This is a genomic window from Nonomuraea sp. NPDC050540 (genome assembly GCF_044457485.1).
GTDB lineage: Bacteria > Actinomycetota > Actinomycetes > Streptosporangiales > Streptosporangiaceae > Nonomuraea.
Genome location: NZ_JBITHA010000001.1, coordinates 724198 through 737535, shown reverse-complemented (window position 1 = coordinate 737535; position 13338 = coordinate 724198). Strand labels below are relative to the sequence as shown.

Sequence of the window (13338 nt, the reverse complement as noted above, 5' to 3'; positions counted from 1 at the left end):
TCGAACCAGCCTAAGGGTTACTTCAACCCGGTCATCGCGATGCTGTTGACGAGGTAGCGCTGCAGCAGGAAGAAGACGGCCAGGCAGGGCACCACCGAGATCGCCGCGGCGGCCATCTCCATCGACTGCGGGAACTGCTCGCCGCGCAGCGTGGACAGGCCGACGGTGAGCGTGCGCATCTCCTCGCTGCTGGTCGCCACGAGCGGCCAGAGGAAGTCGTTCCAGTGCCACAGGAAGACGAAGACGCCCAGCGTGGCCAGGATCGGCTTGGTGAGGGGCACCACGATCTGCAGGTAGATGCGCCATTCCGGGGCGCCGTCCACCTTGGCGGCCTCGAACAGTTCGTCGGGCAGGTCGCGGATGAACTGCCGCATGAGGAACACGGCCTGGGAGTTGGCCAGCGTGGGCACGATCAGCCCCCAGAAGGTGTCCGCGCCGTTCAGGTCGGAGATCAGGATGAACAACGGGATCAGGGTGGCCTGGAAGGGCACCATCATCGTCGCCAGGAACGCCCACATCAGCGCGTCGCGGCCGGGGAAGCGCTTCTTGGCGAAGGCGTAGCCGGCCATGGAGGCGGTCAGCAGGATGATGACGACGGAGACGGCGGCGTAGATGAAGGAGTTGAGCGTCCAGCCGAGGAAGCCGGAGGAGGTCAGGTTCGTGACCAGGTTGTCCAGCGTGAGCTCGTCCGGCCACTGGTGCGGCAGGGTCGGCTCGTTCTTGGGGCTGAGCGCCAGCACCAGCATCAGCAGGAACGGGCTGACGGTGAGCACGGCGACGAGCCCGAGCAGGAGGGCGAACGGCCATTGCCGGCCGGTCCTGCGCCGGGGCCCGGCGGCCCGCGCGGGCGCCGCCTTCACCGGCTTGGTCTCGGTAATCGTCATGTGTTGCTCCGATCGAGCAGACGGCGCTGGATCATCGAGACGATGAAGACCAGGACGAACAGCACGATGCCGATCGTGGCCGCGTACGCCACGTTGAAGTTCCCGAAGCCCTGGTCGTAGAGCGCGTAGATGAGGTTGTAGCTGGCCCGCGACGGCCCGCCGCCGGTCATCACGTAGATGACGTCGAAGGCCTGGAACGCCCCGATCGTCTCGATGACGATCACGAAGAACAGGGCGGGGCGCAGCAGCGGCAGCACGATGCTGCGGAAGCGCTGCCAGGCGTTGGCGCCGTCGACCCGCGCGGCCTCCAGGTACGAGGCCGGGATCGACTTCAGCCCGGCCAGCAGGATGAGCATCGAGTAGCCGAAGCCCTTCCACACCGAGACCGTGGCCAGCGCGGGCAGGACCAGCGAGGTGTCGTCGAGGAAGCCGACAGGACCGAGGTCGATCTTGGCGAGCAGTCCGTTGATGAAGCCGTCGAACTCATACATCCACCGCCAGATCACGCCGGCGAAGACGAAGCTGGTCACGTAGGGCAGGAACAGCGCGCTCCGGAAGATCCCCTTCATGAAGATGACGGAGTTCAGCAGCAGCGCCGTGCCGAGCGAGACGAGCAGGGTCAGCGGAACGTAGATCGCCACGTAGACGATCGTGACGCGCAGCGCTCCCATGAAGATCGGATCGTCGAAGAGCCGGGCGTAGTTGGTCACGCCGACGAAGCTCCAGCTCCCGCCGAGCTGGTAGTCCGTCACGCTCAAGCCCGCCGCGCCCAGCGAGGGAACGAACCGGAAGATCACGAAGAGCACGAGCATCGGCAGGACGAACAGCAACCCGGTGATGGGGTCGCGCAGCCGGTGTCGCACAGGTTCACGCCTTTCGCGAAGGGGTGGGGAGGCCGCGCGGCGGCCTCCCCGCGTACGTCAGCCCGCGGCCGCGAGCTGGTCGTCGACCAGCTTGGCGGCGTCGTCGAGCGCCTGCTGGGCGGTCTTCTTGCCCTGCAGCGCCGACTGGATCTCCGGCGCGAGCACGGTCATCACCTGGCGGGCGGCCGGGTGCGTGTCACCGGGGAAGGCGAACTCCAGCGACTTCTCGAACTCCTTGGCCAGCGGCGACGTGCTCGCCGGCGAGGCGTCGGTGCGGGCGGTGAAGAAGCCGGACGCGGTGGCGAGCTCGGTCGCGACCGCGGCCGAGCCCAGGTAGGCGGCGAACTTCTTGGCCGCGTCGGCGACCTTGGACGCCTTCGTCAGCACGATGCCGCCCGGGATGCCGAAGGCCACCTTCTTGGCGCCCTCGATCGGGCCGCCGACGACCACGTTCTCCTCGCCGATGCCGGCGCCGAGCTGCGTGGCGCCGATGGGGGCCGCGGCGTGGTACATGGCGACCTTGCCCTGGGCGAGCGGGCTGCCCTCGATCACGTTGGCCAGCGTCGCCGCGTTTCCCGGCAGGCCGCCGGCCTTCTGCAGGTCGAGCAGGAACTGCAGCGACTTGACGCCCTCGGGGCCGTTGAAGGCCGCCTTCTTGCCGTCGGCGGCGAAGACGGTGCCGCCGTTGGCCCACAGGATCGGGTAGAAGCTGAGGTTGAGCGACGTCTCGGGGGCGCCGGGGTAGAGCATGATCGGCGTCTTCTTGGCGGCCAGCTTCGGCGCGGCGGCCAGCACCTCGTCCCAGGTCTTGGGCACGTCGGCGACACCCGCGTCGGTGAGCAGCTTCTTGTTCCAGATGGGCGCCGTGATCGTCTGGTAGATCGGGACGCCGTAGAGCTTGCCGTCGACGCTCAGCGCGTTCAGCGCGTTGGGGCGGAACGACGCCTTGTCGGCGGCGATCGCGTCGTCGACGGGGGCGACGGTGCCCTGCTTGACGTACTGCGGGATCTGGTCGGGGCCCAGCAGAACCAGGTCGAATCCCTTCTTGGAGGCCAGCGCCGCCGTCACCTTCTGCTGGCGGCCGTCCCAGGGCTGCTGCTCGATCTTGACGTCGATGCCCGCGTTCTTGGCCTCGAAGTCCTTCTCGACCTTGTCCCAGAACGCCTTGCTCTTGGCCTGGTCGTCGATGACGGGGTACATCCACATCGTCACCGTGCTCTTGCCGTTGTCGGATCCGCCATCGGATCCTCCGCATCCGGCGAGCGTCACTCCCAAGGCGGCCGCGAGGCCGGCTACCGCTACCTTCCTCATGGGCCTTCCTTTCTTCGTAATACCGGTCTAGACCGAAACCTAGCGATCGGGAGAACAGGGGGTCAATGCCTGATACATGACCGTAACTAGGCGGCCCTCCGGGATATCGGTCATCGGCAGTGCGCCCGCACGCTCGCCGAGATCGCGGCCACGTGCTCGCCGGTGTAGTTCTCGTTCCAGTCGATGACCAGGAGCGTATCGCCGACCAGCCGCTCGGCTTCGGGGCAGGCGGCCGCCCGGTAGCCCTCCAGCGGGTAGCGCGAACCGCCGTACAGCGGGGCGTTGAGTGCCGGCGCGTGGTTGAGGGTCTGGGTCAGATATCCGGCCCGTGCCGGAATCCCGTCCTCGCGCAGCTTCTCCGCCACGTCGCGGGCCTCGCCGCCGGGGAGGACGAGCGGGAACAACCACCACGCGTGACCGTCGGGGCGCGGCAGCCGCACCCGCTCCAGACCCTGAAGCTCTCCGATCAGCCGTACGGCGGTGCGCCTCCGGTCGGCCAGCACGCCGGGCAGCCTGGCCAGCTGGGCACGGGCCACCGCGCCCTGCAGTTCGGTCATCCGGTAGTTGAGGCCGAGGCTCTCATGGGAGCGGCCGCGCGCGCGGTCCCAGCCCTTGTCGGCGAACAGGCGCATGCGCCGGGCCAGTCCGTCGTCGTCGGTGAGGGTCAGGCCGCCGTCACCGCAGGTGATGTGCTTCCACTGCTGAAGGCTCAGGGTGCCGACGTCGCCCGCGGTGCCCGCGTACCGGCCGCCGGGCAGTTCGGTCAGCCACGCCTGAGCGCAGTCCTCGATGAGGGCCAGGCCGTGCTCGTCGGCCAGCGCGCGGAACTCGGCCATCGGGGCCGGGGCGCCGAACAGGTGGACCACCATGATCGCGCGGGTGCGGGGGCCGATGAGCTTGGCGACGGAGCCGGGATCGAGAATGCCGGTGGAGGGGACCACGTCGGCGAAGACAGGGACGGCGTTCTGCGCCAAGATGGGGGCCACCGTGCCGAAGTCCGTGATCGGTGTCGTGATGATCTCGTCCCCGGGGTCCGGTGCGGCCGCCACGACCGAGAGATGGAGGGCCGCCGTGCCGGAGCTGCACGCGATGGCGTGGCGGGAGCCGTACATCCGCGCGACCTCGGCTTCGAGCGCGCGCACCTCCGTCCCCCAGACGGAGCTGAGCATGCCGGAACGGATCACCCGCTCCAGCGCCGCGATCTCCTCGTCGCCGAGGGTACGGCCGGCGGATTCGGCCATGCTTGGAAACTTGAGAGTCACAAGTTAACCTTTCGGTCTTGACCGTAATAGTGAAGAAGGAGGCGAGGGTGGGTATCGTCATCGGGGTCGTCGGCCCGCATGATCTGGTCGACGACGTCGCGGCCACCTGCGAGGAGCAGCCCGGGGTGAGCGCGCTGCGGCTCGACTACGACCACGAGTCGCAGGCCCCCGCCATCGTCGAGGCCCACACCAGCGCCGTCGAGGGCTGGCTGTTCACCGGCATCGTCCCGTACATGCTGGCCCGCGACGCCGACATGCTCTCGCGGCCCGCCTCGTTCGTGGACTACTCCGGCGCCACGCTGCTCAGCGGCCTGGTACGGCTGCAGCACGAAGGCTACGACGTCACCCGGCTGTCCATCGACACGCTCGCGCCGGCCGACGTCACCGCCACGTTCACCGAGGCGGGACTGCCCACCGACCAGCTGCGCACGCTCGGCTACCGGCCGGAGATGACCTCCAAGAAGGCCATCGCCTTCCACCGGCGCGGGCCCGGCCACCCGGTGATCACCTGCCTCAGCTCGGTGCACGAGGCGCTGCGCGGGGAGATGCACGTGCTGCGACTGGCGCCGTCGGTGCACTCGGTGCGGGTGGCGCTGCGCCAGCTCCTGCTGACCGCGGAGGGGCAGGAGCGGGAGGACGCGCAGATCGCGCTCGGGCTCATCGAGGTGGACGGAGAGGACGGGCTGCTGCGCGAGGCCACCGCGCTCGGCGGCACGCTGGCCGGGTTCCGGGGCGGCACCCATCTGCTCGTGACCACCCGCGGCCCGCTGTACGACGCGACCGGCGGGTTCACCGGGCTGCCCATGCTCGGACGGCTGGCGGCGGGCGGGCGGGTGGTGCGCGTCGGGTTCGGCCTCGGACGCAGCGCCGCCGAGGCGGAGAGCCTGGCGCGCCGGGCACTCGCCCGCGCCCGGCGGATCGGGGACGTGGCGGCGGTGCTGTCGCTGCGGGCCGACACCGACATCGTGCTGGAGTCGGTGACCAGCACGCCGGCCGGTGAGCAGAACCTGTCCGTGCTGGCCCGGCGGGTCGGGCTGTCGGTGCCCACCTTGGAGCGGCTGCTGGAGGCGCGGGACGCCTCCGGGGGTGAGCCGCTGACCACGCGGGAGATCGCGGAGCGGCTGGCCGTACAGCAGCGGACCGCGCGCAGGATGCTGCACCGGCTGGAGCTCGCCGGCCTGGCCGAACGCACCGGCAACCTCACCAGCGGCAGCAGCGGCCGCCCCCTCACCCTCTACCGCCTCACCCTCTAGCACCGGCGCCATCAGCCCACGGGATGACAGCCCTGGGGATATCAGCCCGGAGGATGCCAGCCCGGAGGATGTCCGACCCGGAGAGGCCGGCCCGGAGGGTTTCCGGTCCGAGGAGGTCAGCCCCCGGGCGGTCACGCCCCAGGACGTCAACCCACGGGAGGTCCAACCCCGGGAGGTCCAACCCCGGGAGGTCAACCCTCGGGTGATCAGACCCAAGGACGTCAACCCACGGGAGGTCAGACCCAAGGAGGTCAGCTCTTGGGTGGAGGGCTTTGGGGGGTGGGCGTGGTGGAGCCCCGGTGCCGGGATGCGGCGCCGGGGCTCGGGGTCGTTCTCTAGGAGAGCCACCGGTCCAGGCCCTCGGCCACGAACTCGTCGTCCCGCAGCCACGGGTAGGCCGCCCACACCCGGTCGATCTCGGCCAACTGCCCCGGCGACAGGTCCTCCTCCGGGTCCAGGCACCAGCGCCCGGCCAGCAGCCCCTGCCGCCGCAGGATCTCGTGGATGCCCGGAATGCAGCCGTGGAACCCGTTCGCCGAGTCGAAGATGGCCGCGTTCGCGTCGGTCAGGTGGCCGTCGAGGCTCAGCAGGCGGCGTACCGCCTCGTCGTCACCGCCGCGCGCCCGCCGCGCCTCCTCCAGCAGGCCGACGGCCTTGCGCACCCACACCGCCCACTGCCCGAGCAGCCCGCCGACGAACTCCACCTCGACCTCGCGCCCGTCCACGACGACCCGGTGCGGGGTGATGAGGTCGGCCAGGATGTGGTCGTCGTTGCCGGTGTAGAGCGCCACTTCGTCGGAGCGCCCTGCCCTGACCACACCGTGCAACACGTCGAGGGTCCGATAGCGGTCGAAGGGCGCGACCTTGATCCCGACGACGGATTCGACGCCGGCCAGGCGGGTCCAGAAGTCCCTGGACAACGTCCGGCCGCCCACGGCGGGCTGCAGGTAGAAGCCGATCACCGGCAGCACCTCGCCGACCGCCCGCGCCCGCTCGATCAGCGCGTCCTCGTCCAGCTCGGTGTGGGGGCTGAGCAGGACCATGTGGTAGCCGAGCGTCCTGGCCAGCTCGGCCTCGGCCACGGCCTGCGCGGTCGGCCCGGTGGCCCCGGCGACCAGCACGACCTCCCGCCCCGCCTCGCGCGAGGTCTCCGCGGCCAGCTCCAGCACCGGCGCCAGCAGCGGCGTGCCGTGGATGGCGAACTGCGTGGTGTGCACGCCGACGGCCAGCCCGCCCGCGCCCGCGTCCACGTAGTAACGGGTCAGCGCCCGCTGGCGGCGCTCGTCGAGCTTCCTGCCCGCGTCCAGCGCGAGCGGGTGCGCCGGGATGACCAGACCGCGCCTGAACAGGTCGCGCACGGACGTATGAGCATTCGGAGCCGTGCTGAGCACGTGATTTCCCCCTTGGTCGAAGAGCATGCTGATCAGAACCGGCCGTCGCGCCGCTCGAACTTGGTCGGCTTGCCGAGCAGCGGCCCGCCCTCGGACACCCAGCGCGCCGTGTGCTCGATCAGCTCGGCAGGCGTCAGCTCCGGGTAGCCGAACAGGCGGTGGCACCTGCCCGCGTTCGACAGCAGCGCGGTGGGCGCCTCCTCGCCGACGAGGATCGGCTCCTTGCCGATCGCGCGGCCGAGGTCCCGCGCCGCCTGCCGCACCGAGACCAGCTCGGGTCCGGTCAGGTTCAGCAGGTACGGCGGTGCGTCCGCGTGCAGCAGCGCCCGGAGCGTCACCTCGTTGGCGTAGCCCTGCCAGACGACGTTGACCTGCCCGGTGGCCAGGTCGATGGGCTCACCGGCGACGATCTTCTGCGCCAGGTCGACCAGCACGCCGTAGCGCATCTCGACCGCGTAGTTGAGCCGGATGAGGGCCAGGCGGGTGCCGTACTTCTCGCTGAAGTGCTCCATGACGCGCTCGCGGCCGAGGCAGCTCATCGCGTACTCGCCGACCGGGTCCGGCTTGGTCTCCTCGGTCGCGCCGCCGCTGGTGACGGGCGTGAGCGGGTAGACGTTGCCGGTGGAAAGGGCGGCGATCCTGCTGTGCCTGAACCGGTCGGCGACCCGGCCGGGCAGGTAGGAGTTGGTGAACCAGGTCGCGTGCTCGGCGCCCTGGGTGCCGAACTTGGCGCCGACCAGGAAGACCACGTTCTCGACGTCGGGCAGGTCGCGCAGCGCGGCCTCGTCGGCCACGTCGGCGCTGACCACGGTGGCGCCCTCCGAGGTCAGCGCGTCGGCCAGGCCGGGCTCGGAGAACCTGGACACCGCCACGACCCGCTTGCCGCCCCGCGTGGCGTTGAGCGCCAGCCTGACCAGGCTGGGGCCCAGCTTGCCGCCCGCACCCAGGATCATGATGTCGCCGTCGAGCCTGGCCAGGTCGTCGACGAGCACCGCGCTCGGTCGCGCCAGCCGCTCTTCGAGCTCCGATACCGTCCGCACCCCGAACTCCTCTCATTTACGGTCCAGACCGTAACTATCGGAGTCTTACCCTGTCAATGGGTAGGGACCGCTTCGCGCGCCGAAATCAGCACTTCGAGGATGGCGCGGGTCTGCTCCCACGGCACCGGGCTGGGCGCTCCGGCGACCATGTCCAGGAACGCGCCGACCGTTCCCTCGTACCCGAGGCCCTTCAGATGGTCGTCGCCCGCCTCGATGGCGATCTCCCTGGAGCCGTCGCGCGTGTGGACGGTGACGGTGTACGCCTCGTCCTCGGAGACCCCGATGATCTCCACGGTGCCGGTGATCCCGCTCCCCCAGCGCAGCGCCATCACGCCGGTGTCCTCCGAGCGCAGGCCCTCGTAGTGGCGTACGGCACCGGCCGCGCCGGCCAGCCGTACCTCGGGACCGAGCAGCGCGACCAGCAGCTCCACCCCGTGCACGCCCATCGTCACCATGGTCCCGCCGCCCTGGCCGGGCGTGTCCTGCCACGGGTTGTAGCCCGTCGCCCAGATCCCCACGTCGTGCCGTACGGTGGCCCGCACCGCCAGCACCTCCGCCGGATCCACGCGCGCCCCCGCGAAGGCCGGCGCGAAGCGCAGCACCGACGTCGACAGCACCCGGTCGGTGATGTCCAGCCGGTCGAGGGCCTCCAGCTGCTCCCTGGAGGCGGCGGCCGGCTTGTTCATGAAGACCGGCGCCCCGGTCCGCAGCACCGCGCCCAGGGCCGCCGGCGCCTGCGGGTTCGGCACGGTGAGCACGACCCCGTCCGGCTCCACGGCCAGCAGTTCCTCAAGACCGCCCGCGACCTTGGCCCGCGGATGCTCCTCCACGAACCGCGCCAGGCGCTCCGGATCCTGCTCCCAGACGGTCAGCTCCGCATGGCGCGCCAAGGTCCTGGCGTCGGTGTACGGGTGACTGGTGGCCAGACCGGCGAGTGCGATCCGCATGGTGATTCCTCCCCATCGATTCCACGAATGGGGGAAATCATGGCACCTACCCTGTGTTACAGGTCGTCGACCTCCGGTGCCGGCCTGCCGCCCGACAGCCGCGCGTAGCCGGGCCCGCGATCGAAGAAGCGGCCGTTCACCGGGCGCAGCCGGGCGCGCAGCTCCGCCGTGCCCTGCTCGTCGATGCGGTCGCCGTCGAGCACCACGCCGTAGTCGCCGAGCGCGCCCGCGATGGAGACCTTCCCGTCGCGCACGTCCGCGGCCACCGCCCGGGGGTCGCGGTCGTAGGGCGAGCCCCACCCGCCGCCGCCCGTGGTGCGGATGCGGACGACCTCGCCGGCCTGCACCGGATGGTCGTCCACCAGCCCCTCCATCTCCTTGCCGCCGACCTCCACGCGGAACGGCCGCCCGGCCAGCCCCCCGTTGACGCCCCAGCAGGACAGGATCGAGCGGTCGGCGATCGACATGTAGGAGGCGTCGCGCAGCATCCTGATGTGCTTGTCGTAGCCGAGCCCGCCCCGGTACATGCCGGGCCCGCCCGAGTCGCATGCCAGCGCCAGCCGCTCCACCCGGAACGGCCAGCGCGCCTCGGCGAACTCCACCGGGATGTTGCGCGAGTCGGGCACCACGTGGATGGTGTCCTCGCCGTCGGCGTACCACCGCCCGCCTGAGCCGCCGCCGAGAACCTCCCGCATCAGGTACGGCCGGCCCTCCCCGTCAAGCCCGTGGACACCGGTGTAGCGGATGGTCTCCTGGTCGGCCGGCATCCTTCCCTGGGTGGCCTTGGCCAGCACCCCGGCCAGCACGCCCAGCAGCCGCAGGATGACGAACGTGCGGGCGTTGGTCGGCGCGGGGAAGACGGGCGTGAGCAGGGTGCCCTTGCCGGGGAAGCGCATCTCGATGAGCGGCACCACGCCCTCGTTGACGTCCAGCTCGGCCATGCGCTCCGGGGTGTCGGCCAGGTTGCGCAGGACCGGCGCCAGCCACTTCTTCAGGAACACCCCGTCGGCGTAGTCGCCGGCGTGGTTGATCGGGCCCTTGGCCTGCGGCGAGGTGCCGGTGAAGTCGATGGTGAGCGGCGCGGGCCTGGCGTGGTCGACGGTCAGCGTGATGCGCTGGGCGTGCAGGCGCGGCTCGTCGACGCCGTCGTGCTCGGCATAGTCCTCCCAGACGTAGACCCCTTCGGGGATCTTGGCCAGGAGCTCGCGGCGGAAGGTCTCGGTGGTCTTGGAGATGATCGCGTCGAAGCACTCCTCGACGGCGGCCCTGCCGTACCTCTGGAAGAGCTCCGAGAGGCGGCGCGCGCCCATGAGGCAGGCCGAGCACTCGGCGTCCAGGTCTCCGGCGAGCGAGTCGGGCATGCGGGAGTTGCGGGTCATGATGCGCAGCGCGGCCTCGTTGGGCACGCCCTGGTCCCAGAGCTTGATCGGCGGCACCATCAGGCCCTCTTCGAAGACGCTGCGCGCGTGGGAGGGCATGCTGCCGGGCACCGAGCCGCCGATGTCGTCGTGGTGGCCGAAGGCCTGGACGAACGCGACGACCTCGCCCTCGTGGAAGACCGGGACGGTCACGCACAGGTCGGGCAGGTGGCCGATGCCGCCTTCCGAGAGGTAGACGTCGTTGTGGAAGTAGACGTCGCCCTCCTTCATCGTCTCGGCGGGGAAGTCCCTGACGACGGGCTGGACGAGGGCGCTGTAGGAGCGGCCGGTGAGCTTCCTGAGCTTCACGTCGTGGATGCCGGCGCGGAAGTCGTGCGCGTCGCGGATCATCGGCGAGCGGGCCGTGCGCGCGATCGCGGTCTCCACCTCCCGCTCGACCGAGGCCAGCGTGCCCTCGACGATCTCGATGAGGATCGGGTCGGCGCTCATGGGTTACTCAGCCTCCTCGTCGGCGGCGCGCTCGGGTTTGCCGGGGCGCACCACCAGGTTGCCGAAGGGGTCGACCTCGACGTGGAAGCCGGGGTGGACGGGGATCGTGGAGCCGTACTCCTCGATGACCGCGGGGCCCTCGACCACGGCGCCCGGGGCCAGTCCCGCGCGCTGGTGGATGGGGGTCTCGGGGGTGGGATGGTCGAAGTGCACCGCTCTGGTGTGCGCCTCCCGCTCGGGGAAGTCGCCTTCGAGGCGGCGGATCGCCGGGCGGGTGATGGGGCCGATGCCGGAGACGCGCAGGTTGACCCATTCGACCGCGTGCCGGGGGTCGTCGCGGTAGGCGTAGCCGTACAGCTTCTCGTGGGCGTCGTGGAAGCGCGCGATCACCTCGGCGCGCCACCCCTCGTCTACCTCGCCCGGCGGGGCGGGGACCCGGACCTCGTAGGCCTGGCCGTAGTAGCGCAGGTCTGCGCTGCGCACGTGGACGGGGTCGTCGAAGCCCTCGCGGTCCAGCGCCTCGGCGGCCGTGGACTCCAGCTCGCCGAAGATCCGCCCGGCCGTCTCCAGGTCGAGCGAGCGCGTGACGTGCGTGCGGACGTAGTCGTTCTTGACGTCCACGGTGAGCAGGCCGAAGGCGGAGACGTTGCCGGGCCCCGGCGGTACGAGCACCGCGGGCAGGCCCAGGATGTCGATGAGGCGGCAGGCCAGCAGCGGGCCGGAGCCGCCGAACGTCACCAGCGGGAAGTCGCGCACGTCCAGGCCGCGCTTCACGGTCAGGCGCCGGATGGCGTTGCTCTGGTTGAAGGCGCTGATCTCCAGGATGCCGGTCGCGGTCCGCTCGGGGCTGAGGCCGAGCTTGTCGGCCAGGTCCTCGATGCCGGCGCGGGCGGCCGCCGCGTCCAGCGGGATCTCGCCGCCGAGCAGGTGGGGCGGGATGCGGCCGAGGTAGACGTGCGCGTCGGTGACGGTGACCTCGGCGCCGCCCCTGCCGTAGCAGAGGGGGCCCGGGTCGGCTCCGGCCGAGCGCGGGCCGACCTTCAGCGTGCCCTCGGGCGAGATCCAGGCGACCGAGCCGCCGCCCGCGCCGACGGTGACGATGTCGATCATCGGAATCTTGCACGGGTACCGGCCGATGGAGCCCTCGGTGGTGGTCGAGGGCTCGCCGTCGATGACGACGGCGACGTCGGTGGAGGTGCCGCCGCCGTCCAGCGTGATGACCGACGGGTGACCCGCGGTGGAGGCGATCAGCGCGGCGCCGAGGGCGCCCGCCGCCGGCCCCGACAGCACCGTGGTGATCGGCTGGTTGACGACCTCGCGGGCCGACAGGATGCCGCCGTTGGACTTCATCACCGAGAACGGCATGCCGAGCCGGTCGGCGAGATTGGCGATGTAGCGCCGCATGGAGGGCTTGACCGCGGCGTCGACCAGCGTGGTGACCGAGCGCTCGTACTCGCGGTACTCCCGCAGCACGTCGCTGGAGATCGAGACCACCGCCTCGGGGTGCTCGCGTTCCAGCACCTCGCGCATGCGCCGCTCGTGCTCGGGGTTGGCGTAGGAGTGCAGGAAGCAGACGCCGATCGCGGTGATCCCCTTGGACCGGAACCAGCGCGCCGCCTCGGCCGCCTGCTCCTCGGAGAACGGCCGCACCTCCTCGCCGAGGTGGTCCAGGCGCCCGCCGACGGTCTTCACCAGGTGCACGGGCACGATCCTGGGCGGTTTGACCCAGAAGTAGGAGTTGCCGTACCCGTCGGGCACGCTCTGCCGGGCGATCTCCAGGACGTACTCGAAGCCCTCGGTCGTGATGAAGCCCAGCTCGGAGATGCGGTCTTCGAGCAGCTGGTTGGTCGCCACGGTGGTGCCGTGGACGATCGAGCCGACGTCGAGCTCGCCGAGCTTCTCGATGCCCGTGATGAACCCGTCGGCCGGATTGGCCGGGGTCGAGGGCGTCTTCGTGGTGACGACCTCACCGGTACGCTCGTCCACCGCCACGACGTCGGTGAACGTGCCTCCGGTGTCGACTCCGATACGCACGCTACGCATGCTTCATATGTGTACTGGGCTCGGATAACAGACGGATTGCCATCATGTACGGCGCCGGCCCAGAACTTCGTCAATAACTCGTGGCGCGTTCTGCGTGCCCACGTAGGCGGCCAACCGTACGACCATCTCCTGGGACTTCGACAGTTCGGCCTCGACGCGCGCCTTGCCCGACTGGCCGGCCTGCACGCCGAAGTAGGCGCCGATGATCGTGCCGACCACCCCGGCCACGCCCGCGAACAGCGCGGCGAACTCCTTGGTGGCGAAGACCGCCGCCCCGAAGGCGACGAGGACCGCGATGATGCCGGTCACCACCACGAAGAACCCGTAACGCCAGCGGGCGGCGTCCGCCTGGGCGGCGGTGAGGTCGTCGGGACTCATCATGGCGTCCAGCGCGGGCGGCTTTTCTGCGGGCTTCTCTGTGACCAAGGCGTCCTCCTGAGGCTCTTGGGACAAATCTCCCATAAGCCAACCACTAA

The 13338-nt window shown here is 70.6% G+C and carries 11 protein-coding genes; 1 reads left to right on the top strand and 10 read right to left on the bottom strand.

Features of this window, described 5'->3' with window-relative positions; translation table 11 throughout:
- Positions 1-17: 17 nt before the first annotated feature.
- From ACIBI5_RS03360 to ACIBI5_RS03345, 4 genes are all read right to left on the bottom strand, one after another.
- A complete protein-coding gene (locus ACIBI5_RS03360) occupies positions 18-884 on the bottom strand; it encodes a carbohydrate ABC transporter permease (RefSeq protein ID WP_397242682.1) in 867 nt (288 codons plus the stop codon).
- Positions 881-1747, bottom strand: coding sequence for a carbohydrate ABC transporter permease (locus ACIBI5_RS03355; protein ID WP_397242680.1), 867 nt, complete (start codon positions 1745-1747; stop codon positions 881-883). The genes ACIBI5_RS03360 and ACIBI5_RS03355 overlap by 4 nt, the downstream gene beginning before the upstream one ends.
- A gap of 57 nt (positions 1748-1804) precedes the next feature.
- Complete coding sequence (locus tag ACIBI5_RS03350; protein WP_397242678.1) at positions 1805-3058, bottom strand: ABC transporter substrate-binding protein; 1254 nt, start codon at positions 3056-3058, stop codon at positions 1805-1807.
- Between the two features lie 110 nt (positions 3059-3168).
- On the bottom strand, positions 3169-4299 hold the full coding sequence (locus ACIBI5_RS03345) for a DegT/DnrJ/EryC1/StrS family aminotransferase (RefSeq protein ID WP_397242676.1): 1131 nt from the start codon (positions 4297-4299) through the stop codon (positions 3169-3171).
- Between the two features lie 68 nt (positions 4300-4367).
- Here ACIBI5_RS03345 and ACIBI5_RS03340 point away from each other — a divergent pair, with 68 nt between their 5' ends.
- A complete protein-coding gene (locus ACIBI5_RS03340) occupies positions 4368-5573 on the top strand; it encodes a hypothetical protein (RefSeq protein ID WP_397242674.1) in 1206 nt (401 codons plus the stop codon).
- Positions 5574-5908: 335 nt separating this feature from the next.
- Here ACIBI5_RS03340 and ACIBI5_RS03335 read toward each other — a convergent pair whose 3' ends face one another.
- The 6 genes from ACIBI5_RS03335 to ACIBI5_RS03310 form a co-directional block, all read right to left on the bottom strand.
- Positions 5909-6931 carry a dihydrodipicolinate synthase family protein gene (locus tag ACIBI5_RS03335; RefSeq protein ID WP_397242672.1) on the bottom strand — a complete coding sequence of 341 codons (1023 nt, stop codon included), beginning with the start codon at positions 6929-6931 and terminating at the stop codon, positions 5909-5911.
- A 65-nt stretch (positions 6932-6996) separates the two neighbouring features.
- Positions 6997-8004: an NAD-dependent epimerase/dehydratase family protein gene (locus ACIBI5_RS03330; protein ID WP_397242670.1), complete on the bottom strand. Its 1008-nt coding sequence runs from the start codon at positions 8002-8004 to the stop codon at positions 6997-6999.
- Positions 8005-8057: 53 nt separating this feature from the next.
- A complete protein-coding gene (locus ACIBI5_RS03325) occupies positions 8058-8951 on the bottom strand; it encodes a Gfo/Idh/MocA family protein (RefSeq protein WP_397242668.1) in 894 nt (297 codons plus the stop codon).
- 56 nt (positions 8952-9007) lie between these two features.
- Complete coding sequence (locus ACIBI5_RS03320; protein WP_397242666.1) at positions 9008-10819, bottom strand: hydantoinase B/oxoprolinase family protein; 1812 nt, start codon at positions 10817-10819, stop codon at positions 9008-9010.
- 3 nt (positions 10820-10822) lie between these two features.
- Positions 10823-12862 (bottom strand): hydantoinase/oxoprolinase family protein, encoded by a 2040-nt coding sequence (locus tag ACIBI5_RS03315; RefSeq protein WP_397242664.1) that lies wholly within the window; start codon positions 12860-12862, stop codon positions 10823-10825.
- 42 nt (positions 12863-12904) lie between these two features.
- Positions 12905-13288: a hypothetical protein gene (locus ACIBI5_RS03310; protein ID WP_397242662.1), complete on the bottom strand. Its 384-nt coding sequence runs from the start codon at positions 13286-13288 to the stop codon at positions 12905-12907.
- Positions 13289-13338 lie beyond the last annotated feature (50 nt).